The organism is Parasphingorhabdus sp., from assembly GCF_039968395.1.
Taxonomy (GTDB): Bacteria; Pseudomonadota; Alphaproteobacteria; order Sphingomonadales; family Sphingomonadaceae; genus Parasphingorhabdus.
Map to the genome: position 1 here is coordinate 570648 of NZ_JBDVPV010000002.1, position 22204 is coordinate 592851.

Sequence of the window (22204 nt, forward strand, 5' to 3'; positions counted from 1 at the left end):
CCTCATATTTGTTTCAAAATTTGCTCGCAGCATCAAGTGCCAGTTGATAGCCCAAAGCACCGAAGCCGCAAATAGTTCCTTTTGCAACCGGCGCAACCAGGCTCTTGTGCCGAAATTCCTCCCGCGCCGCGGGGTTCGATAGATGGACTTCTATAACAGGTGTCTCAATAGCCTTGATCGCGTCGTGAAGCGCGACAGAGGTATGGGTCAGGGCTCCAGCATTCAATATAACAGCTTTTGCCCCGTCAGCTGCTGCTTCCTGGAGCCAGTCGACAAGATGACCTTCATGATTGCTTTGCCGGATTTCAACATCCAGTCCGAGCGCGCTGGCCTGATCTTCCATCTGGCCGGCAATGTCGTCCAGCGTGGCAGAACCATAGATTTCCGGCTCTCTCATCCCGAGCAAATTCAGGTTTGGACCGTTCAGAACAAAGATGACAGGTTTATTCGCCAAGATATTGTCCCCCAAAATGGCGCTTTCGGTTGCGGCTCTTGATAGCTCTTTATATGGCTGCCCATATAAAAGCGAGATCAAATCAAATGGAAAAGACCCAGATGACCGAAATTAGCATAGAGTTAAATGGAGACACGCACCGTGTTGCCGCCGGACTTTCGGTTGCCGATCTTGTCCGGACGCTTGACCTGGAGCCGGAAAAGGTAGCGGTAGAACGCAATCGCGAGATCGTTCCGCGATCAACGCTGGGGCAAGTGCAGGTGCAGGACAAGGACGAATATGAGATCGTTCATTTTGTTGGCGGCGGTGACCATGAACCGCCTGAGGCTAAAGACGATAGCTGGAGCGTTGCCGGACAAACCTTTCGATCCCGCTTGATTGTGGGCACCGGTAAATACAAGGATTTTGAAGAGAATGCCGCTGCTGTGGAAGCTGCGGGTGCCGAGATTGTGACCGTCGCTGTCCGCAGGGTCAATGTGACAGATCGCAACCAACCGGTGCTGATGGACTTTATCGACCCCAAGAAGGTTACATATCTTCCAAACACTGCCGGATGTTTCAATGCGGATGATGCGATTCGAACTTTGCGCCTGGCAAGGGAAGCAGGTGGTTGGGATCTGGTGAAGCTGGAAGTCCTGGGTGAAGCCAAAACGCTTTATCCCAATATGCGTGAAACCCTTGAAGCAACCGAAGTGCTGGCCAAGGAGGGGTTCAAGCCGATGGTCTATTGTGTTGATGATCCCATTGCTGCCCAGCAACTGGAAAACGCGGGAGCTGTTGCGATCATGCCTCTGGGTGCACCGATCGGTTCCGGCCTGGGTATTCAGAACCAGGTGACAATTCGCCTGATTGTCGAAGGCGCCAAGGTGCCGGTTCTGGTAGATGCGGGCGTTGGTACCGCAAGCGACGCAGCGGTGGCCATGGAATTGGGATGTGACGGTGTGCTCATGAATACTGCCATCGCTGAGGCAAAGGAACCGGTTCGCATGGCACGCGCCATGAAGCTGGCGGTGGATGCTGGAAGACAGGCCTATTTGTCCGGAAGAATGGGACGGCGTTTGTATGCAGACCCCTCCAGCCCTCTGTCTGGCCTGATTTAGTGTTATAATACACCATGATTCGGTGTCATCTGTAACTATCTGAATAGTAACAAAAGTTACATTGTATCATTTTGATCGACGCCCAATTGTCGTTGGTCGAAGCTTTGTGCTGTTTGCCGAATGTAACGGCAGTTTATCGAACTTGAAATGCATGCACGCCGGGGTTCCCGTATCCAAGAATACGAGACGGGAGCAACAGAATACGTCTTAACTGCCATTCCCCTGGCTTTGGAAGCAAACTGCTCCCGTTCTCACCCCTTCCAGGGGTTCCCCCAAGCGGGAAAATCCAGCTCTTTCTATTGAGCTGTATCTTCCCGCAAAAAGATTACGAGGAGATAGAAAATGTTGAAGTCAGTATATACCAAGGGCCTGATGGCCGCAGCCGCAATCGCAGTTTCGGCGACCGGATTTGCCGCAACGGTCCAAGCTCAGAACAAGACTGTTCGCACAGCCGTGGTTCACTTTGAAGATCTGGATTTGACCAGCGCTGAAGGAAAAGAAACGCTCGATGGTCGCCTGAAGGGCGCTGTACGTCAGGTTTGTGGCGGATATAACAGCCGCAGCCTGGCTGATATGCAGGATCATAGCAACTGCACGAACGAAGCAAATCTGTCTGCCAAGCGCGCTACGGTCGAGATTCTCGCTGCAGCAGAAGCTGGCAAGCCTATCGAAACGGCGATGGTGATCAGTCGCTAACACCGGCTATATCAAGAGCCGTGATCCCCAATAAGCGGCCTAAATTTGGTTAATCCTCCTGAAACCCCGGTGCCCTTACACCGGGGTTTTTATTGCGTGCTATTGTGGGCGGCGCAACGGGTCTGCGCAATCAGTGTTCCAGTTGGCTGGTTGGCTAAATCGATTAGCGTCCGGCTAGTTTCTTGGCTTCCGCCAGGTGGGTGCGTCCGATCCGGATCTCGGTGCCACATTTCAGGCAAGCCATCCAGATGCCCCCGCCGTCATGGCGCAATCCACTGATCCAGTCCCGCCGGACCAGATGTGATCGGTGAAGCCGGACAAAATCCTCCGGGTTCAACCGTTCTTCCAAGCCCGTGATCGTCTGATGCAACAGATAGCTGGAACTGCCCACGTGCAGGCGCATATAGTCGCGTTCGGCCTCAATCCGATTGATCTCTCCCGCCGCAATTCGGCGGAGTTCGGACTTATAAGGAACCCAGAATTCTTCCGCCCACGGAGATTCTTCGCCATTTCCGTCGGTCATCACGGCTTTGCGTTCGCGGACGCGCGAAATCGCAAGTGAAAGTCGGTCCGTTTCTACAGGCTTCAGCACATAGTCGATTGCCGCAACTCCGAATGCTTCAACGGCAAATTTGTCAAATGCGGTGACAAAAATTATTGCGGGTGAGGCGCCGGTCTTCGAGAGAGCTTTGGCAACCTCCAGGCCATCCATCCCCGGCATCGCAATGTCGAGCAGCAGCAGATCGGGTTTGAGCTGTTCGGCGAGACGCAACGCTGCTTCACCATCGCTGGCGGTTCCCACCAGATTAATATCGTCCTGCCGCGCACAAAGCAGCTGTAACCGTTCGATAGCCAAGGGCTCGTCGTCAACGACAAGCGTGCTCAAGGGGCGCTGTTCGGATTCTGTCATGGTCAAATATCCAGCAAAAGAGGCAAAGTGAGCTCCGCGACAAAACCGCCTGCCTCCGGACGTGAAATCGTCAAGGCGGCATCGGAACCGAAACGTGTTTCCAGTCGATCACGGACATTGGCCAGGCCAATACCGTTACTCTCGCTAGTGGGGCCTTCAAAAGATTTGGTTTCACCATCATCCGCAACGGTGAGTTTCAGATGATCATCTTCACTGCGTGCGCTGATCGTTATCGTCACCGGGCGTTTGGAATGTGCGACACCGTGCTTGATTGCGTTTTCGACGAGCGGCTGCAGAATCAAACCGGGTACAAGCACGTCCGCCAGATCATCCGGAATATCCGTTTCGGTGATAAGCCTCTTTGGGAAACGAACCGCTTCAATATCCAGATAAAGATTTTGCAGATGCACTTCATCTGAAAGTGCCACATCTTCGAGCGGGTCCCCAGACAGGCTATTTCGGTAGAAACGGGAGAGGTTGAGGATCATTTTTTCCGCCTCAGCGGGCTGGCTGCGCATGACCAATGTGCTCAAGCTGTTGAGCGTATTGAACAGAAAATGGGGATTGACCTGATAGCGCAAAGATCTCAATTCGGCATCGCGCGCCGCCTGAGCAAAGCGGGCGGCCCGTCGTTCCATGGTCCGCACTTCACTGGCATAGCTGAGGGTCATGTAGAGCGAGGCCCAGCTGATAATGAAGAAGAAGCGCGAGATCGCATCGTGGACAATATTTTGCAGCGCAAAGCCGTCCTTTTCCATATATTTGCGATATTCCTCGATATTCTTGTCGTCGATTAGACTCCACGGATCGTACACGTTGAACATATAGAAATTGACTGCAGCGATCGCCAGTGCACACGGGATTGCCCCGACCACGGCAACGATAATGCGGGTCGAAAGCGGCTTGTCTTCGAACTGCCGGAGAAAAAGATACAGCAGATAGGTCAGACCGATCCCGATTGTCGTAACAATCATCCGCCGGACCATCATTTCTCCCTGAGCGGGAAACTCGCCGACGGCAGCCCGCAGCGTGATCACGGTAACATAAAACAGCCAGAATCCGAGAATGGATAGAATCGCAACTTGCTGTCCTACCGATGGTTTATGCTTGCCGATGTCGAATTTTCTCATGAGGTGCCTGATTGGTAATATCTGATTCAGCTTAGAGTAAGATGGTATCAAATGTCTCTATCTGAATCGCACCCGGTCGAAACATGCTTGCCGTTGGTCGAAACTTTCGAAGCCATACGTGATATTTTCGCCCTGTGAGCCAGCCTTTACAACGTTTCTCTCAGAATTCCAGCGCAGACTTAACGATATAATAACCATGTTTTGGTCAAGTGTCATCGGTGGGAACAGACAGGGAGTCCCGATGATGACAAAAGAGACCAAGCCCATACCCGGTGCGATGACACTGGCTGAAATGAAAGAGTTCGCGAGTTTTGGTTCCGCAACGCAACGCTATATTCGCCGGTCTCTCGATGTTGGTCTCGACCGCGCTGATGCCGTTGATACATGGTCCCGTGATGCCGTCGAAGAGGCAGGAATCAAAGTTCAAATGCAATTATACAAGCGTATTGGCGATATTCAAAAGGCGATCCCTCAGGACTGCGCGATTGATAGTATCGAAGCATTTATGCCTGCTTTGATATCGCTCTCGGCATATGATCTGGGCCAGGGGCGTATCAACAGTTTCCCCGCTTTCCGCTTTCTTTACGAACGTTTGCTGGGACCGGATGTGCGCCCATGGCTTCCAGGTGCATTTTGCGCGGCTGCTTCGTTGCCGCATCTGCATCCCAAGACCCGCAAGGGCTTGCTGCAGTCAATCAGCGAGGCCGCGGCTACCGCTCCCGGCTGGTCTACACGAGAGCCCAGCTTCTTCCCGGAATGGGTCGAAAAAGTGGATGTCAGCAAAACAGCGCATTAGTCACGTTCACAAAATTTTGACCGATATCAGCTGTGCTTGGACGCTCAATTGCTATGCGGGTGCTTGCTTGCGATCAGCCAAGGCTGCTTCGTAGGCGCTTTCGGCCAGGTCAATCAAATGACGGTCATCTTCGTTCCAGGGATGAAAGCCGGGCAGGAAAAACTTTACCCATGGAATAATGATTTTCCGTGCAACACCGGGCTTGAATAGCAGGAACCGGAGCAATTTCATTTGCACTCCCACTCCCTTGAATCCATCCTGTGCCAGCAGATCGAGCGTATCGCGATAGCGATTGGTCCAGAAATTGCGGGTGATGACCAGCATCATCAGCGATTTGACTTTCCAGCGTTGCCAGCGACTCCAGCCGCGTGTGGCATATAGCCAGGTGTCATAGGCGACCCCTTTATGCTCGATCTCTTCGAGTGCATGCCAGCGCCATAGTTCCGCCGTTTCCTTGTCTGCATCAGCAAAATGTTGCGGGTTCGCGATAAATTGCTGGGCCATGATTGCGGTAAAATGCTCGAGTATCATCGTGGCAGCCAGATTCGCGATCTTCGGACGACCTTTGGTCATCTCGAGTGATTCCGTGATCCGTTGCTCAATTCGGCTGGTGTCATATCCCAGCTGCTCCACGCGTCGGTTGAGGGCAACATGCTCGCGACTATGGATGACTTCCTGCTGGATGAACGCCCTGATTTCTTTTTGCAATTTTTCCGGAGTGACGTCGCGAAAAGATTTGACGCTTTCGACAAAAAAAGCCTCACCGCGAGGGAAAGTCAACGACAGCGCATTATAAAAACATGTCGCAACAGGATCATCGTTAAGCCACCAGCGGCCGGGTTGTGTCTCCGAATTGCGGCCAAATCTGTGATCGCGCGGAGTGATCACATGATCTTCCGGTGTCGGGGTTGCAATGGTTTCTGGTTGAGCTTTTACGTCACTGAGCATATTCATGGTGTGATTACTTCATATTGGTTTCAATATTGGCTTAACTGACACTGATGACAATAAGGTTACTTACATAAATGTCAATAGCGAAAAGACGTCTGTCTCCTGAAGAAAGCCGCAGTATGGCGCTCGTTGCGGCGCGCGATCTGCTCATCGAAGCAGGACCGCAGGCGGTCACGCTGAAAGCTGTGGCAGGCCGTATTGGCCGGACGCACGCCAATTTGCTGCATCACTTTGGTTCTGCATCGGGCTTGCAAAAATCACTGGCGCAATTTCTGACCGATCAAGTTTGCGGTTCCATCGCACAGGCAGTGATGAATTCCCGGACAGGTGAAGGAACGGTGCGCGATATTGTCGATCTGACATTTGACGCTTTTGACAAGCAGGGCGCGGGTGCTTTGTCGTCGTGGATGCTGCTTACCGGAAATGAAGACGCGCTGGATCCCATTGTGGATGCCATTCACGAACTGGTGGATGATATTGGCGAAGGCGGACATGAAGATCGGGAAATGCACGAAGATACATTGGCGCTGGTGCTGATGGCGCTTGGAGATGCGCTTATAGGGGAGCGCCTTGCAGGATCGCTTGGACTGGCCCGCGATGCCGCACGGGACATGGCAGAAAAACAGTTGGAGGCGGCCTTGGATCGTTGGAAGAAAGAGCATCCCAACTCGAGTTGCTAGATCACCGGCTCGATCGCTACCTCAGGTGGCGAATAGCTGATTGTCATCCGCAAACGCTTTGAATTCCAGAGCATTACCGCTTGGATCCATGAAAAACATCGTCGCCTGCTCGCCGGTTTCGCCGCGGAACCGAACTGTGGGTTCAATCACAAACGACACATTCCGCGCCTGTAACCGTGCTGCAAGCTCTTGCCAGTCATGCATCGCCAGAACGACTCCAAAATGCGGAACAGGCACATTTTCGCCATCGACCGGATTGGTCATTGCCACCGACTTCGCTGCGGGATCGAGATGGGTTACGATCTGGTGGCCGAAAAGATTGAAGTCGATCCATGTATCGCAGCTTCGTCCTTCTGCACAGCCCAGAAACTCGCCGTAAAAATTACGGGCCGCTGCCAGATCATGAACCGGAAACGCAAGATGAAAAGGGCGCAATTCAGTGTGCAATTTTCTGATCCTTGGGTTTTGGAGCGGCGAGCGCAAAACAGTGGTCGATGTCGAGATCGTCTGAACTGGCGTTGCTGGATCGGTCCGTGTTCTGCATTTCCTCCCGAATCCTGGTCAGGATAATGTCACTTTCCGTTCCGCTATAGCCGTTTTTCTTCAATTCCTCACGCGCCCGATTGTCTAGAACGAAGGCGAGCGTTTTCAAATCCTGGGCCGTTTTCGACAGCTTCTCACGTGCGTATACGGCTTCATATGCCAATTGAAGCATTGCGGCGCATTGGTTGAGAGATGGCTTCGGCTTGGGAGGTAGGACGGCATCCAGCAGAGGCATGCAAATCGCCATTTGCGCGGCAATGATGTCATCCGGCGTGTCGACTTGCCGAACACGTGCCTGATGAGATGCGACAGCCTCCAGAATCCCGGCCCTCACTTGCTCGCGGGTTCGCCCGGTTTCCGCCATGACAGCCTCGCCGACCATTCCGGCATATTGCGCCCCCCGATCGGCCAGCAACGGATAGCGCAACGCCGTTTCATTTGCTTTTTCCTGTTCGGACGCGACAATTGCAAGAATTGCGACGCAGGACAGGTCTCGTTGCTGCTCATCTGTAAGTGGCGCAAGCGGAGCCGCGATGCGATCCGGGGCTTCCGCATTCGGTTGTAACAGCGCAAGAACAAGAACGGACAGTAATTTCATGGGATGGTTCATAGCGATAAACCATCAGCGGCCGCAATCGCCAAAACGCACATATCAACCCAAATAACATTTGAACCTGGGCTATGAACACGGCACAAGCTGCGGGTGATCAGTATCCACAAATTTTCGGCTCGTTATCCCTATCTGTTGTCTTTGGTGACAGGTGCACTGTCGGCAACCGGTTTTGCGCCGCTCAATTGGTGGCCGTTGACCCTGCTGTCCTTCGCGGTCTGGATGACGGTGATCTTCCGGTTGGAGCACCGCAAGTCTGTTGTCATCGCCGGTTGGCTTTTCGGCTTGGGGCATTTTGTTGTCGGCCTCAACTGGATTGCAAAGGCATTTACGTTTCAGGCGGCCATGCCGGAATGGCTGGGATATATCGCGGTGGTGGCTTTGTCCCTGTATCTCGCAATCTATCCCGCGTTGGCGGCGTTCGGCGCCTGGATGCTGGGCAGGCATCGATCATTTGTGTTCATCCTGGCGTTTGCCGGGTTCTGGATCTTGTCCGAATGGATCCGTAGCTGGGCCTTTAGCGGCTTCATCTGGAATCCGCTGTCTGTCGTCTCGGTCCCGCTGGGCCTGTTTCCAGCTGCGAGCACATGGGTTGGCACTTATGGTCTGTCGGGCCTGGTGATCCTGAGCATAGGGGGGGTCTGGCTGCTTTCAGAAAAGCGCTGGAAGGCGGCCGCACCGATCCTCATTCTGACCGGTATATTTTCAATTTTACCCAAGCCGGCTGACCAGTCCGCTCTCGCAGATCAACCAAAAATCATTGTGGTTCAACCCAATATTGGCCAGCAGGACAAGTGGAAGGCAGGCTATGAAGCTGAAAATCTTCGCAAGCTCGCGAAACTGACCCTCCGCAAGGATGCGCAGCCTCGTATCCTGTTCTGGCCGGAGGCCGCGATTCCTGACTATCTCGAAACCGGATATCCGCGGCGCTACTATTATAACCGTCCACCCGATTTTGTTCGGCAACAACTGGCAAGCCTTATGCGGCCGGGTGACATGTTGCTGCTGGGTGGCCTCAAGCTTGAGTTTGACAATGCCGGTGAACGGGCAATCGGTGCGCGGAACAGCGTGTTCGCCATGAATTCGGAGCGCGAACTTGTCGGTCGTTACGACAAAAATCACCTGGTCCCCTATGGTGAATATTTGCCGATGCGCCCGCTATTGACTGCATTTGGCCTGTCACGGCTGGTGCCCGGTGATTTCGATTTCTGGCCTGGGCCCGGGGCTCAATCCCTTGATTTGGGGGAATTTGGCAAGGCAGGGCTGCAGGTCTGTTACGAGATCATTTTTTCCGGGCAAGTTGTTGATCGCGAGAATCGACCGGATTTCATCTTCAATCCATCGAACGACGCCTGGTTTGGAGCCTGGGGTCCGCCTCAGCATCTGGCTCAGGCCCAGCTTCGTGCGATAGAGGAAGGCTTGCCGGTCATCCGGTCAACCCCGACCGGCATCTCGGCGGTAATTGGTGCGAACGGTGCGGTTCGCGACAATATACCGATGGGCAAGGCTGGCCGCATTGATACCAGCCTGCCGCCATCGAAACCACCGACACTGTTTGCCCGTCACGGCAATATTTTGCCAACTGGACTGGCTTTGTTGCTGCTCATTTGTGCCATTGCCATCCGCCAGCGGGATCGTTAAAGAAGATATAAACCTTTCTTTATGTCTAATTGACCGCAATCCCTCCGGCAATAAATCAGGAAAATTCCATGCGATCCGAGTTTATTTTCACATCCGAATCTGTGTCGGAAGGCCATCCCGACAAGGTATCTGACCAGATTTCTGATGCGATTGTTGATCTCTTTCTTTCGAAAGACCCTGAGGCACGCGTGGCCTGCGAAACAATGACGACCACCGATCGGGTTATACTGGCCGGTGAAGTGCGCGGAAATGGCATGATCGATACGGACGGGAACTGGGCCGAAGGTGCTCTGGCGGAGATCGAAAAGGTTGCCCGGGAAACCGTCAGGAAAATCGGATATGAGCAGGACGGATTTCACTGGAACACGCTGAAGTTTGAAAATCATCTGCACCCGCAGTCAGCCCATATCGCGCAAGGTGTTGATGAGAGCGGCAACAAGGATGAAGGCGCAGGTGATCAGGGTATTATGTTTGGTTACGCCAGCGATGAAACACCTGATCTGATGCCAGCAACCCTGCAATATTCCCACCAGATACTGAAGCAGATGGCGGAAGATCGTCATAGCGGAAAAGCCCCGTTTCTAGAGCCCGACAGCAAAAGTCAGGTAACATTGCGCTACGTTAAAGAGGTGCCTGTTGAAGCAACGGCGCTGGTGGTTTCGACACAGCACGCACCAGGCTATTTCAAAGATAGCGAAAACCCGGCACTGTATGAGGAACTGCGCGAATATGTGATGGGCGTGTTCCATTCCGTGCTTCCTGATGGATTCATAACAGAAAACACGACTATCCACGTCAATCCTACCGGGCGTTTTGAAATTGGCGGACCAGATGGTGATGCCGGTTTGACGGGACGCAAGATCATTGTGGATACTTATGGCGGAGCCAGCCCCCATGGCGGCGGTGCATTTTCCGGCAAGGATCCGACCAAAGTTGACCGGTCTGCAGCTTATATCACACGCTATTTGGCAAAGAATATTGTTGCCGCCGGTCTGGCCAAAAGATGTGCTATCCAGCTGTCCTACGCCATTGGTGTTGCCGAACCGCTTTCTATCAATGTCGATCTGCACGGTACCGGAAATGTCAGCGAAGAGCGGCTCGAGCAGGTACTGCCGGATCTGGTAAAGCTGACGCCAAAGGGCATTCGCACACATCTGGGCCTGAACACGCCAATTTACGGGCCTACTGCCGCATATGGCCATTTTGGCCGCAAGCCGAATGGTGCGTTTTTCTCTTGGGAAAAAACAGATCTTGTCGATGCGCTCAAAGCAGCAATTTAAACGCCACGGTTTGCAGCAAATTTCTGTTTGCCCCGCGGTGACCAAGATAGCACAATCAGCATGTTGAAAAATGGTCTTGTGGTATGACAGCGTATAAAGAAGGAGATCCCACCACTATTCGCCAGCTTTACGGCCGGCGGCAAGGCCATGCCCTGCGCGAGGGTCAGGTGGAACTTGTGGAGAAGCTCCTCCCACAGATTAGTGTTCCGTCTGAAGGACCGGTATCGTCAACAATATTGTTTGGCGATGCTCGCCCGCTGCATTTTGAAATTGGTTTTGGTGCTGGCGAGCATTTGGCCTCGCGGGCGGATATGCTGCCCGATCACGGATTTATTGGCTGCGAACCCTATCTTAATGGGGTGGTCGGCGCGCTTCAGCATGTGCGTGATGGTGTACTTGCCAATGTGCGGTTGCATATGGGCAATGCCCTGGACGTATTGGAGCGCATTCCCGATGGGACGCTAAGCTTTGTCTATCTGCTTCATCCCGATCCCTGGCCGAAATCGCGCCATGCCAAGCGCCGTTTCATGAATCACGGTCCGATGGATCTGATCGCTGCGAAGCTTAAACCGGGCGGTGAATTTCGGTTCGGCACCGATCATCCTGTTTACCTTGAATGGGCCATGATGATTATGAACCAGCGTACAGAATTTGACTGGCTGTGCAGCAGCCCGAAAGACTGGATGATCCGGCCCGGTGGATGGCCGGAAACCCGCTATGAAGCCAAGGCGCGACGAAAAGGCCATGAAGTCTGGTATTTCCGCTATCAGCGCCGATAAAATAGTTGTGATTTTCTGATCCACGATCAGCCTTTTGTTAACTCTCCTCTTGTAGATAGCGTTTAACCATCAACTGGTTGTACTGACGTTGTTTTTTTTGGAGGTTTGCGGCGGAAATGGACAAAGTTCCACCCAATCATGACTTAAACCCGCATCAATCCGTGATCGCAGGCAGTGCGACGCCGTGTGATCTGCAGATACAGTCTCGCAATCGCCATTTTGCCAGTGCACCCATGGAAAACCGCCATTGGATTGCCGGAAACCCTTATGGAACAGCCTTTTTTAACGCGCTTTCCGTTACTTTTCCGAGGGGCGAAACCTTTTTCATCGAAGTACTGAAAAAATATCGGCATGACGCGCCGGAGAAACTGGGTCGGGAAATCGGTGCATTTGTGCGTCAGGAAGCTGTTCACAGCCGTGAGCATGCCTTTTTCAACCGGCATGTAGAATCTGTTGGCTACGATATATCTCGTCTCGAAGATACGCTTGCCGGGGTCATGGACGGCATTCGTGAGATGCCTCCGATTTACCATCTTGTTGCAACAATGTGTCTCGAACACATGACCGCGATCATGGCGGCAGAGTTTATCGCCAATCCGGCATATTTTAAAAATGCCGATCCTGAGCAGCGCAACATGTGGTTGTGGCATGCCTCGGAAGAAATTGAACATAAAGGCGTTGCTTACGATACTTGGTTGCATGTCACAAAAGACTGGAGCCGCTTGCGGCGCTGGGCGTTCAAGACCGCTTTCATGATCCGGATTTCAATCGGTTTTGCCAAAAACCGCAGCAAGGGCATTCTGGATCTCTTGCGGCAGGATGGCATTGCCGGTCCCCGCGCCTGGTTTGGTCTCGCTAATTATGCCTTGTTTGCTCCCGGGCCGTTTAGACGGACCCTGGGAACCTGGTTCCAGTTTTTCAAACCTGGTTTTCATCCGTGGAATATTGACGATCGGGATCTGGTTCAACTGGCCGAAAGTGAATATGAAGCGGCGATTATGGATCAACCGGGCGATTCCGAACCTGTTGCTGATTTGAAAGACCGTCGAAAATCCGGTCGGTTGCCCAAGGTCGCTTGACAGTCATGCCGCGAGCAGCGGCATGACCTCACTTTCATCGTCGTCAGCCAGGTCAAGTCTAAATTGAATTGCATCGACTTGCGCCTTGCGTCCCAAGGAATATCTTGGAGCTATCCGACCTGTTGATCGAAAACCAAGTTTCCTGAGAACGTTGCCGGATGCAGGGTTATCGACATAATGTTCTGCTCCCATGTGGCGGTGCCCCAATGCCCGGGCAATATCAATGACAGCATGGCCTGCCTCTGTGGCATAGCCGAGCCCCCAATTCGGGCGCGACAACCAATAGCCGATTTCGACAGATCCGGTATCGGTCTGTTCCAGACCGATACCGCCCACCAGCTGGGGCGCTCCTGCTGTTCTGCGAAATATCAGAAAGTTGGCGTGAGACGCTTCACGCGGCAAATCCAGAAAAGTTTCTGCATCGTTGAGATTATAGGGCCAAGGTGCTGTCGCCAGATTGCGAACAATCTGTTCGTCGCTGATCGCCGCGTGCAATGCGGGGGCATCTTCTGGCCAACCAGGCCTCAATAACAATCTAGGTGTTCTTGCAAACATTGGGACTCTCCAAAGTCAGATATATAATCGTCCCCGTTTTGAAAGCCTGTCCTAACGTGACAGGATGACAAATCGGTGACCTTATCGGCAGGGAGAGATAAAAAAAGGGAGAGGGGTGACCCTCTCCCTGAAATCTGGTGGTTCTTTTGAACCATTCAAATTATTGGCTTGGTCATCCCTCAAAGGACAACCCGTTATCGATTGTCCGGTTATTCCGCGGCTTCCGCCATGGCATCGACAGATACATATTTGCGGCCGAGCTTGCCTTTGTGGAACTCGACTTTGCCATCAATGAGCGCAAATAGTGTATGGTCTTTGCCCATACCCACATTGCGACCCGGATGGGTCTTGGTTCCGCGTTGGCGGATAATAATATTGCCGGCTACAACAGCTTCGCTGCCATATTTTTTTACGCCAAGACGGCGGCCTTCTGAATCACGGCCGTTGCGGGATGAACCGCCTGCTTTCTTATGTGCCATGGTTTAGTCTTTCTTCTTGGCAGCGGGCTTCTTGGCCGCTGGCTTTTTCGCTGGAGCTTTTTTGGCTGCAGCAGGTTTTGCTTCGGTTTTGGCCGCAGCTTTTTTGGCCGCAGCTTTTTTGGCCGGCGCTTTTTTGGCAGGCGCCGCTTTTTTCGCTGGAGCAGCTTTCTTTTCAGCAGCTGGCTTGTCGGCTGCAGGTGCAGCTTCTTTCTTCGGCGCCGCTTTCTTCGCGGGGGCCTTGCCGCCAATTGCATTGATCTTCAATACGGTGTGCTGCTGACGATGGCCGTTTTTCCGGCGATAATTATGCCGACGGCGCTTTTTGAAGATAATGACCTTCTCGCCTTTTTCCTGTGCAACGATTTCAGCCGCGACCTTCAGGCCTTTGACGTCTTTCATCTCACCGCCGTCACCGGCCAGCAACACATCATCCAGAGTCACCGAATCGCCTGCTTCACCAGCAAGTTTTTCGACAGCGATTATATCTCCAGCAGTAACGCGATATTGCTTACCGCCGGTGCGCACTATTGCGAACATGGCATTATTTCCGTTTCAATCATATGGTTCCAGCGCGCAAGCAAGGAAACGCGAGTCTCTCGGCTCACGCTGGAAAGAGTGCGCAGCTAACCGATGATAGGTGCGCTGTCAACCAGTACAGGCCGTTTTTTAGCTGGAACGTGACGGTTTTTGAAGCCAGTGCGATCCATCTGCATTGACCGTTGCAGGCCTCGAAGCGGCGGTTTAAGAAGGTGGCGATGAAAAAAGCTACTTCCTGTCTGCTTGTGATCCCTTTTCTATTGTCGGCCTGTGCGATGCAGGAGGGTGATTTTCCGTCCCTGTCCAAGCGGCCTTTTGAAGACAGACCCGCTGGTTCAGACAGCTTGACTGATTCGGACCCGTCAATGCGATCGCTCTCTGGGTCTTTGCAGACCGCTGTCAATGCAGCGCTGAGACAAAGCCAGGCAGCTCATGATGTCTTCCTCAACGAGCTGAGAGACGTTGAAACAGCTGTCGCAGAGGCAAAAGGCGCGGCCCCATCCAGCGAATCATGGGTGGTTGCCCACATGAAGCTGTCTTCGCTCGAAGTGAACCGCAGCCCATCCGTTTCCGCGCTGGCAGATATTGACGCGCTGTATATTGAACAGCTCGGTCGAGAGCTCGACGATTCGCAGTCGGGAGGTGCCGCACTGATCGCGCAATCGCGCGACCGGATTTCCGTCCAGGTTGCGGCTCAGCAAAAAAAAATTGACCAGCTAAAAACAGCAATTCGCTAGCCAGGATCAGTTATTGGCCGCTTCAACCGCGGCTTTGTGAGCTTTGGCATTTTGAACATAATGCGCCACACCCATCCGCATCCCGGCAATGGCAGGTTCGGTCAGATCGCGCATATGTTTGGCGGGTGAGCCAGCCCATAGCTGGCCGGTGGGAATACGTTTCCCTGGCGTCAATGTAGCGCCAGCCGCAAGCATGGCATCGCCCTCAATCACACAGCCATCCATGACGGTGGTGGACAGGCCAACAAAGGCGCGATCTTCGAGCGTCGCGCCATGCAGCATCACCATGTGCCCTACAAGTACGTCATCGCCGATAATGGTAGGATGACCATTCGGTGTGACCGGTGTTTCACTGTCGCAGTGAATTGTGGTCCCGTCCTGAATATTACTGCGCGCACCGATTTTGATGAAATTCACATCTGCGCGGATTACGCAATTATACCAGACGCTGGAATCAGGCCCGATTTCAACATCTCCGATGATCTTGCAACCGGGCGCAATGAACGCGCTGTCGTGGATCTTGGGGGATTTGCCGTTGAACGGCAGGATGAGGGGATCGGTCATTTTATGAGTTCCTTGCGATGTTCTGCCCATTGCTCGGCCGTTATGCGATAAACAATTTCGGTACCAACCAGCGGTCCCCATTTGGGGTCAAAAAAGTCGAGATCTTCGCGCCGGGACATACCCAATCGTTCCATGAGACCCCAGGATGGTTTGTTGGATGGAATTGTGAACGCAGAAACAAAAGGCTCTTCGAGTGGTCCAAAGGCAAAATCGAGAGATGCAATCGCGCTCTCTTTGGCATAGCCTTTGCCCCATGCGTGTTTGCTCAGCCGCCATCCCACTTCGGCGCTACCCGTATCTGGTGCCGTTGCATCATTCACCCGCTTCAATCCGCAAAACCCCAAAAACCGATTGTCTTCGGTACGCTCGAGTGCCCAAAAGCAATGACCATTTTCGGCCTGACATAATATGGTGCGATCAACGCCTGCGTCGGAATCTTCGCGACTCTGGACCCCGCCCATATGTTGCATGACATCCGCGTCATTGTTCAGTTCGTCAAAAAACGAATCGCGATCATCATCCCGCCATTCGCGCAGGATCAGGCGTTTGGTTTTCAATTGAAATGTCATTATTTTTGCAACAACCGTGCGGCATCCGCTGCGAAATAGGTAAGAATCCCGGAGCAGCCAGCACGTTTGAACGCCAGCAGTTTTTCCATCATCAGGGCGTCATGATCACCTACGCCCGCTGCAGCACCGGCCTTGACCAGGGCATATTCGCCGGACACCTGATAGGCAAAAACCGGCACATTAAATTCCGATTTTGCACGGTAAATTATGTCCAGATAGGCCAGCCCCGGTTTGACCATCACGCTGTCCGCGCCTTCGGCGATATCGACTGCGATTTCCCGCATTGCTTCGTCGCTATTCGCCGGATCCATCTGATAGGTCGTCTTGTCACCCTTGAGCAGTCCGCCGGAGCCGACGGCATCGCGGAACGGCCCGTAAAAGGCGCTCGCATATTTTGCCGAATAGGCCATAATCTGCACATTGTGATGACGGGCCTGTTCCAAAACGTCCCGAATTGCGCCCACTCGACCGTCCATCATGTCCGACGGCGCGATAATATCGGCACCCGCATTGGCTTGGTTAAGAGCTTGCTCCGTCAAAACATCCAGGGTCCGGTCATTGGCAACATAGCCCTGATCATCGAGCAGCCCGTCCTGTCCATGGGATGTGTAAGGGTCAAGCGCGACATCAGTCAGGATGCCAATATCGTCACCCAGCGCATCCTTGATCGCACGTGTTGCCCGGCACATCAGATTGTCGGGGTTTAACGCTTCGACGCCGTCATCGCTTCTCAGGTTCGGGGGGGTGTTGGGGAACAGGGCGACGCACGAAATACCCAGATCACGGGCTTCTCTGGCTCGTTCCACAATAGCATCAACAGACCATCGGGACACGCCGGGCAGGCTGGCAACCGGATCCTCGACGCCGTTGCCATCCACGATGAAAAGCGGCCAGATCAAGTCGGCGGAACCAAGAGCATGCTCACGCACCATATCGCGGCTCCATCCAGTGGTGCGGGAACGGCGGAGACGGGTTCGCGGGTAGGCTGGCGTGATTTCGGTCATCGGAGAGTCTTAGCGAACGTCCTGAATCTTCTCAATAACTGTTAGGGCTTTTGTCGGAATTGATGTTAAAAGCATTTCAAATCCGTGGTCGCCAACGGAGATTATGCGAAAATGAAAAAGATACTCGTAGCCTCGCTGGCTTCGATCTGCTTGCTGTCCGCGTGCAGTGATACAGCGGACAAAAGCAATGCAGATGACGGTTCAGACGCAGTCGCGAAAGCAGATGCTTCAAATGTTGCGCCGGAAACCCCTCTGCCGGAACCCGTCGAACCCTCGGAATTCAGCCGTAATCTGGATCGGGGAATAAAGGATGGCTGGACAAAAAGTTTTGTTGCCAATTGTGTAACAGAAGCTGTCGCCGCTGGTGCTCCCGAACAAGTTGTTCGTCCGATCTGCGAATGTTCTTCAAGCGAGGTGCTGGCACGACTGAACGATTTGGAAGAATTTGCGCAGCCACCGAAGCAGAAGATGATGGATGCATTGCAGGTCTGCGTATCCCGCTCGAAGTAACCTGGTCAGCTGTTAAGCGGCTTGTTCAATCGATTGATTTCGCGGGTCTCACCGGGGTTTGTCGATGCACTTTTCAGGGTTCCAAGAGCCGCGCCGGGTTCTACTTTTTGAAGTCGCTGCAGCTCGGTCTTGAACCGACGCAGTTCACGTCCGCTCAATTCTGCACGCTGGACGAATTTTACGCTGTTGGGATTAATCGCCCGGCCGTTCCGATATAGTTCGTAGTGCAGATGAGGTCCGGTCGAAAGGCCAGTTGATCCGATATAGCCGATAATCTGTCCCTTGCGCACTCGGCGCCCATTGCTCACTGCAATCCGGCTCATATGTGCATAGCCCGAAGCGAGTCCGCCGCTATGTTTGATTTTGACAAATTTACCGAAACCGCCCTTGCGCCCGGCAAAAGAGACTGTTCCGTCGGTCACTGCATAGATTGGCGCGCCATAGCCGCCGCCAAAATCGAGTCCGCTATGCATCCGCTTGTAGCGCAGGATAGGATGACGCCGCATGCCATATCCGGAGGTTCTCCGGCCATTGGTCGGGCGAACTAGCTGGCCACTGGACTGGCCGACGCCTGATGCTTCAAACCAGTTATTGCGACCCGCCGTGTTCCATTTCAGCATTTGTGCCTTTGGCTTGCCGTCGCGGGTTATGCCGGCATAAACCAGATCGCCGACTTCAACCTCGCCGGTTTCGGCACGGCGATACGAAAGGATGATATCAAACTCATCGGTTGACCTGATATCTCTGGATACCGACATTTTCTTTCCGATAACCTGCAGATATTTCTGGACGGCATCTGCCGGTGCTCCGGCAGCGCGAGCTGAACGGTAGAGGCTCGAACCCACGACACCTTTGATGCGGAGAGGGGTATCGTCCACCAGAATCGGTTTGCGGTTGAGTTTGAGAGTGCCATTTTGTCGCAAGACTTCGAGATTCAGGTCGAAACGGGCGCGAAATGCAAGTTGATCGAGCGGTCTGGGCTGACTTTTATTGGGTCGTCGGCCGAGAGTGACATCGATTTTCGTTCCGGGCTTGATATCGCGAAGGGAAACAGCGCTGGCGATGAGATCGGTAACTTCACCGGCTTCTTTGTTCGCGACGCCGGCCCGCCTTAAAACCCGGCGCATGCCATCGCCGCGACCTAGCGTTGCAACCAGTTCGATGGACGGACGTTCGGGGCTCTGGGCGAGGGGTCTGACTGCATCCGTTGCAGCCATGCTGACACCGGTATCCGAACCGTAAGCGAGTGGAGCAATCATTTGCGACCGGGCCTGATCGGCTTGTGAACCAATGAGGGGGGCTGTTTGGTGTCCGGCTATCGGACCAAAATCCGGGAGGCAGGAAATTGCGATACTGCTCAGGAGCACCAATGTTCCCAGGCCGCGGAACCAGACGATGCTTCCGATATCACGGCCAAGATCCGGAACCCATTCCACTTCGGAAAGCTCATCACGCCAATGATCAATCGTTTCACCAAGTTTTTCGGAGAAAGGGTTTCCCACGGCGACTGCAGGCGACTGCAAACTTGCAGCTGCTGCTCCATTTCCCTGACTGGCAAACATGTCGCTATTCTTGAACAAACAAACCCCTTAACTGGTCCGGGAATCCCTGATAAGCGTGGAAAACCGTACCATATCCTGCCTGACCTCTGTGTACGAATAGAGTTAATGTCAAATTAAGATGTCGCACCTTTCCGGGTGTCCGCGATGAAACGTGTAAAATCACCGATACCCGGACGGATCTGGCCGCAAAACCGGTGATTCGCAGCGAATTCAGCAAGAAATCACTTGCCTCTCCACGCGTGATACGATCAATTGATTTTAATGTCCCAGCAGTTCCATTCTCCCATCACCGCAGTGCTGGGTCCAACCAATACCGGAAAAACACATTTGGCCGTAGAACGGATGTGTGCCCATTCGTCGGGTATGATCGGCTTCCCGTTGCGACTGCTGGCGCGCGAGGTTTACGATCGGGTCGTCGCCCTCAAGGGTGAAAACCGCGTCGCACTGGTGACCGGCGAAGAGAAAATTGTTCCGCCCGATGCACGATGGTTTTTGTGTACTGCTGAAGCGATGCCGATGGACCGTGATTTTGGGTTCGTGGCGATTGATGAAGCGCAACTGGCGATAAATCCTGAGCGCGGACATATATTCACCAACCGAATTCTGCATGCCCGTGGCCGGGATGAAACCATGATATTGGGCTCGGAAAGCCTGAGGCCATTGATCCGACAGCTGTTGCCGGATGCCGAAATCATCACACGGCCTCGCTTTTCAACGTTGACCTATGTCGGCCCCCGCAAGCTGTCGCGATTGCCGCGTCGTTCTGCGATTGTCGCATTCTCGATCGAGGATGTCTACGCAATTGCCGAGATGCTCCGGCGCCAGCATGGCGGAGCAGCTATTGTCATGGGATCACTCTCTCCCCAGACACGAAACGCGCAAGTAAAAATGTATCAGGATGGCGAAGTCGACTTTCTGGTTGCGACCGATGCGATCGGGATGGGATTGAACCTGGATGTATCTCACATTGCATTCGCAGCGCTGAAGAAATTTGACGGAAGGCGACGTCGTCGGCTGACTCTGTCTGAAATCGGGCAAATCGCCGGACGGGCAGGTCGACATCAGAAAGACGGCAGTTTTGGCGTTTTGTCGGGCTCGATTTCATCGGATGAACTGCAAGTCGAAGAAATTGAGCGGCTTGAAGATCATGATTTTCCGACGCTCGACTGGCTCTACTGGCGTGAGGCCGAGCCTGATTGCAGCTCCGTGGACGATCTGATCCAGTCGCTGGAGGAGGGGCCGGGAGAACGTTTGTTGCAGCCTGCTCCCGAAGCCATTGATCTTGCGGTGTTGAAACGGCTGGCACAGGATCAAAATGTACGAAAACTGGTCAGTGGAAGCGATGACGTGCGCCGGTTATGGGAAGCTGCGTCAATTCCCGATTTTCGAAAAGTCGGCGCGGATCATCAGGCGCGGTTCGTCGCATCTCTCTGGCCATGGCTGGCGCAGGGCTCGGGACGAATTCCGCACGCGCGCATGGCACAGGAAATTGCGCGGCTGGAAAATGTGCAGGGGGATATTTCAACACTCGCGGCCAGGATTGCCGCTGCGCGCAGTTGGAGTTACATTGCGCAAAAGCCACATTGGGTGGAGCGTGCAGAGGCGATGGTCGAGCGTACACAGTCTCTTGAACAAATGTTGAGCGATGCGATGCACAGCCAGCTCACCCAGCGATTTGTAGACAAGCGGACACGTGTTCTCATGCGGGGGCTAGGCAAAAACCTGTTTGACCAGGACGTCGCAATCGAGCCTGATGGCACCTTATTAGTGGAAGGGCTGGAGATTGGCGTGCTCAGGGGCTTCCAATTTGTTGTTCCATCCGATAGCCGGAGGGAAGACCGCAAGATGTTGCTGGCAGCGGCAGAAAGATATTTGGGACAGATTATGACCGACAAAGCAGATGCACTGGCAAAGGCCCCCGATAGCGTATTGTCGCTTGTACCGGATGCTGCCGGCCAATCGGCGATCATGTGGGTTGATTCCCGACTGGCAGTTTTGAGCAAAGGCAAGGGGCTGCTCCATCCGGAATTGAAATTTGATCCATCCGTCAAGGAAATGTCCGCAGACAATGCAAAGAAAGTGGAAGATCGCGTCCGGCTTTGGCTGGAAAACATGAAGACGAAGCATCTGGAAGGTCTGATGAAGATCGATGCTCTGGCCAGTGATGCAGACACGCCCCCCTCCGTGCGGGCACTTTTTGCGCAGATCGTTGAAGCCGGAGGAATAATCCCCCGTCTCAAGGTCGATCAGGCAGTGCGCGCTCTGGACAATGATATGCGCGGTGTCGCCCGCAGAGCCGGACTGGTTTTCGGAGCGCTTGACATATTTCATCATGCCCTGATGAAGCCCGGTGCCGTACTTTGGAGATCAGCCCTGTTTGCCGCGTTTGACGAACAGCCCATGATGCAGCTCCCGGATGACAATGCCGTGCATCTCAAGGAATGGAAATTTGCCTCTCCAGATATTGCCAGTCGTTCAGGATTCAGGCCCGTTGGATCTGAATATGTCCGCGTTGACATGGCAGAACGTTTGATCAAACAGGCCCATGAAGCCCGTCAGGCAGGACATGTTTTCGCCATTGACCCTGCGTTGGCGACCTCTCTTGGCCTTTCGTCTTCTATCCACGAGGCTCTCCTGGAAATGGCGGGTTTTGTCAAAGCCGACGGACCGCCAGCTGATGGTGACGCAAAGGCCGACGCAACAAAACCGGAAAATTCTCCATCCCCCGCCGAGGAAGTCAAAGGGGCGATTAAAGCCGACGAAAAACTCGCACCTGACGCCGCAGTGGTTGCGACAACAGAGTCCAATGAAGCCGTTGAACCAGACAAGACACCGGAAACATTTTGGCGCTGGCAAGGGATGCGGAAACCTCAGCATGGGAAGTCCGGCCAGAAAAAGGGAAAACGTCCTCCGCGAAAAGGCGGTCGAACGGATCAATCGCGAAAGCAACCTGCGCGCAAACCCGAACCAGTACTTGCAAAAGCAGGCGGCGCTTTTGCCGAATTGGCGGCGTTAAAGGACAGCATGAAAAAATAGGA

The 22204-nt window shown here is 53.6% G+C and carries 24 protein-coding genes; 11 read left to right on the plus strand and 13 right to left on the minus strand.

The features are described 5' to 3' along the window. Positions 1-13 precede the first annotated feature (13 nt). Positions 14-454 carry a type II 3-dehydroquinate dehydratase gene (gene aroQ, locus ABJI30_RS06930; protein ID WP_348016454.1) on the minus strand — a complete coding sequence of 147 codons (441 nt, stop codon included), beginning with the start codon at positions 452-454 and terminating at the stop codon, positions 14-16. 101 nt (positions 455-555) lie between these two features. On the opposite strand from aroQ, the gene thiS reads away from it, so the two are divergent. Together thiS and ABJI30_RS06940 are read left to right on the plus strand one after the other, a co-directional pair. Further along, positions 556-1554 (plus strand): sulfur carrier protein ThiS, encoded by a 999-nt coding sequence (gene thiS, locus ABJI30_RS06935; RefSeq protein ID WP_348016455.1) that lies wholly within the window; start codon positions 556-558, stop codon positions 1552-1554. Positions 1555-1896: 342 nt separating this feature from the next. Next, positions 1897-2250: a UrcA family protein gene (locus tag ABJI30_RS06940; RefSeq protein WP_348016456.1), complete on the plus strand. Its 354-nt coding sequence runs from the start codon at positions 1897-1899 to the stop codon at positions 2248-2250. 163 nt (positions 2251-2413) lie between these two features. Here the strand turns inward: ABJI30_RS06940 and ABJI30_RS06945 are convergent, their stop codons facing one another. Together ABJI30_RS06945 and ABJI30_RS06950 are read right to left on the minus strand one after the other, a co-directional pair. Then, entirely contained in the window at positions 2414-3160 is a 747-nt protein-coding gene (locus ABJI30_RS06945) for a LytTR family DNA-binding domain-containing protein (protein ID WP_348016457.1), read from the minus strand. Between the two features lie 2 nt (positions 3161-3162). Further along, a complete protein-coding gene (locus ABJI30_RS06950; protein WP_348016458.1) occupies positions 3163-4290 on the minus strand; it encodes a histidine kinase in 1128 nt (375 codons plus the stop codon). 244 nt (positions 4291-4534) lie between these two features. Here ABJI30_RS06950 and ABJI30_RS06955 point away from each other — a divergent pair, with 244 nt between their 5' ends. Next, on the plus strand, positions 4535-5086 hold the full coding sequence (locus ABJI30_RS06955) for a hypothetical protein (RefSeq protein ID WP_348016669.1): 552 nt from the start codon (positions 4535-4537) through the stop codon (positions 5084-5086). Between the two features lie 51 nt (positions 5087-5137). On the opposite strand, the gene ABJI30_RS06960 is transcribed toward ABJI30_RS06955, so the two are convergent. Continuing rightward, the gene (locus ABJI30_RS06960; RefSeq protein ID WP_348016670.1) at positions 5138-6034 is read right to left on the minus strand and encodes a metal-dependent hydrolase; all 897 of its coding nucleotides are present in this window, start codon (positions 6032-6034) and stop codon (positions 5138-5140) included. Between the two features lie 77 nt (positions 6035-6111). On the opposite strand from ABJI30_RS06960, the gene ABJI30_RS06965 reads away from it, so the two are divergent. Next, positions 6112-6717, plus strand: a complete 606-nt coding sequence (locus tag ABJI30_RS06965) for a TetR family transcriptional regulator (protein ID WP_348016459.1) — start codon at positions 6112-6114, stop codon at positions 6715-6717. Positions 6718-6738: 21 nt separating this feature from the next. Here the strand turns inward: ABJI30_RS06965 and ABJI30_RS06970 are convergent, their stop codons facing one another. Together ABJI30_RS06970 and ABJI30_RS06975 are read right to left on the minus strand one after the other, a co-directional pair. Next, the gene (locus ABJI30_RS06970; RefSeq protein ID WP_348016460.1) at positions 6739-7164 is read right to left on the minus strand and encodes a VOC family protein; all 426 of its coding nucleotides are present in this window, start codon (positions 7162-7164) and stop codon (positions 6739-6741) included. Beyond that, positions 7154-7858 carry a hypothetical protein gene (locus ABJI30_RS06975; RefSeq protein WP_348016461.1) on the minus strand — a complete coding sequence of 235 codons (705 nt, stop codon included), beginning with the start codon at positions 7856-7858 and terminating at the stop codon, positions 7154-7156. The genes ABJI30_RS06970 and ABJI30_RS06975 overlap by 11 nt, the downstream gene beginning before the upstream one ends. Positions 7859-7963: 105 nt before the next feature. Between ABJI30_RS06975 and lnt the strand changes: the two genes are divergently transcribed. From lnt to ABJI30_RS06995, 4 genes are all read left to right on the plus strand, one after another. Then, positions 7964-9511, plus strand: coding sequence for an apolipoprotein N-acyltransferase (gene lnt / locus ABJI30_RS06980; RefSeq protein ID WP_348016462.1), 1548 nt, complete (start codon positions 7964-7966; stop codon positions 9509-9511). 68 nt (positions 9512-9579) lie between these two features. After that, on the plus strand, positions 9580-10791 hold the full coding sequence (metK, locus tag ABJI30_RS06985) for a methionine adenosyltransferase (RefSeq protein WP_348016463.1): 1212 nt from the start codon (positions 9580-9582) through the stop codon (positions 10789-10791). Positions 10792-10874: 83 nt separating this feature from the next. After that, positions 10875-11570, plus strand: coding sequence for a tRNA (guanine(46)-N(7))-methyltransferase TrmB (locus tag ABJI30_RS06990; RefSeq protein ID WP_348016464.1), 696 nt, complete (start codon positions 10875-10877; stop codon positions 11568-11570). 116 nt (positions 11571-11686) lie between these two features. Then, positions 11687-12649, plus strand: coding sequence for a metal-dependent hydrolase (locus ABJI30_RS06995; RefSeq protein WP_348016465.1), 963 nt, complete (start codon positions 11687-11689; stop codon positions 12647-12649). 3 nt (positions 12650-12652) lie between these two features. On the opposite strand, the gene ABJI30_RS07000 is transcribed toward ABJI30_RS06995, so the two are convergent. From ABJI30_RS07000 to rplU, 3 genes are all read right to left on the minus strand, one after another. Beyond that, positions 12653-13204 (minus strand): GNAT family N-acetyltransferase, encoded by a 552-nt coding sequence (locus tag ABJI30_RS07000; protein WP_348025416.1) that lies wholly within the window; start codon positions 13202-13204, stop codon positions 12653-12655. A gap of 209 nt (positions 13205-13413) precedes the next feature. After that, complete coding sequence (gene rpmA / locus ABJI30_RS07005) at positions 13414-13683, minus strand: 50S ribosomal protein L27 (protein ID WP_108811240.1); 270 nt, start codon at positions 13681-13683, stop codon at positions 13414-13416. Positions 13684-13686: 3 nt separating this feature from the next. Continuing rightward, positions 13687-14220, minus strand: coding sequence for a 50S ribosomal protein L21 (gene rplU / locus ABJI30_RS07010; protein ID WP_348016467.1), 534 nt, complete (start codon positions 14218-14220; stop codon positions 13687-13689). 218 nt (positions 14221-14438) lie between these two features. On the opposite strand from rplU, the gene ABJI30_RS07015 reads away from it, so the two are divergent. Beyond that, entirely contained in the window at positions 14439-14957 is a 519-nt protein-coding gene (locus ABJI30_RS07015; protein ID WP_348016468.1) for a hypothetical protein, read from the plus strand. A gap of 6 nt (positions 14958-14963) precedes the next feature. On the opposite strand, the gene ABJI30_RS07020 is transcribed toward ABJI30_RS07015, so the two are convergent. The 3 genes from ABJI30_RS07020 to hemB are packed head-to-tail and all read right to left on the minus strand — an operon-like array spanning position 14964 to position 17094. Then, positions 14964-15521: a gamma carbonic anhydrase family protein gene (locus ABJI30_RS07020; RefSeq protein WP_348016469.1), complete on the minus strand. Its 558-nt coding sequence runs from the start codon at positions 15519-15521 to the stop codon at positions 14964-14966. Then, entirely contained in the window at positions 15518-16090 is a 573-nt protein-coding gene (locus tag ABJI30_RS07025; RefSeq protein WP_348016470.1) for a GNAT family protein, read from the minus strand. The genes ABJI30_RS07020 and ABJI30_RS07025 overlap by 4 nt, the downstream gene beginning before the upstream one ends. Beyond that, entirely contained in the window at positions 16090-17094 is a 1005-nt protein-coding gene (gene hemB, locus ABJI30_RS07030; RefSeq protein ID WP_348016471.1) for a porphobilinogen synthase, read from the minus strand. The genes ABJI30_RS07025 and hemB overlap by 1 nt, the downstream gene beginning before the upstream one ends. A gap of 111 nt (positions 17095-17205) precedes the next feature. Between hemB and ABJI30_RS07035 the strand changes: the two genes are divergently transcribed. Then, on the plus strand, positions 17206-17604 hold the full coding sequence (locus ABJI30_RS07035; RefSeq protein WP_348016472.1) for a hypothetical protein: 399 nt from the start codon (positions 17206-17208) through the stop codon (positions 17602-17604). A gap of 5 nt (positions 17605-17609) precedes the next feature. On the opposite strand, the gene ABJI30_RS07040 is transcribed toward ABJI30_RS07035, so the two are convergent. After that, positions 17610-19166 (minus strand): M23 family metallopeptidase, encoded by a 1557-nt coding sequence (locus ABJI30_RS07040; protein WP_348025417.1) that lies wholly within the window; start codon positions 19164-19166, stop codon positions 17610-17612. Between the two features lie 261 nt (positions 19167-19427). Between ABJI30_RS07040 and ABJI30_RS07045 the strand changes: the two genes are divergently transcribed. Further along, positions 19428-22202, plus strand: a complete 2775-nt coding sequence (locus ABJI30_RS07045; protein ID WP_348016474.1) for a helicase-related protein — start codon at positions 19428-19430, stop codon at positions 22200-22202. The last annotated feature ends 2 nt before the right edge of the window (positions 22203-22204 follow it).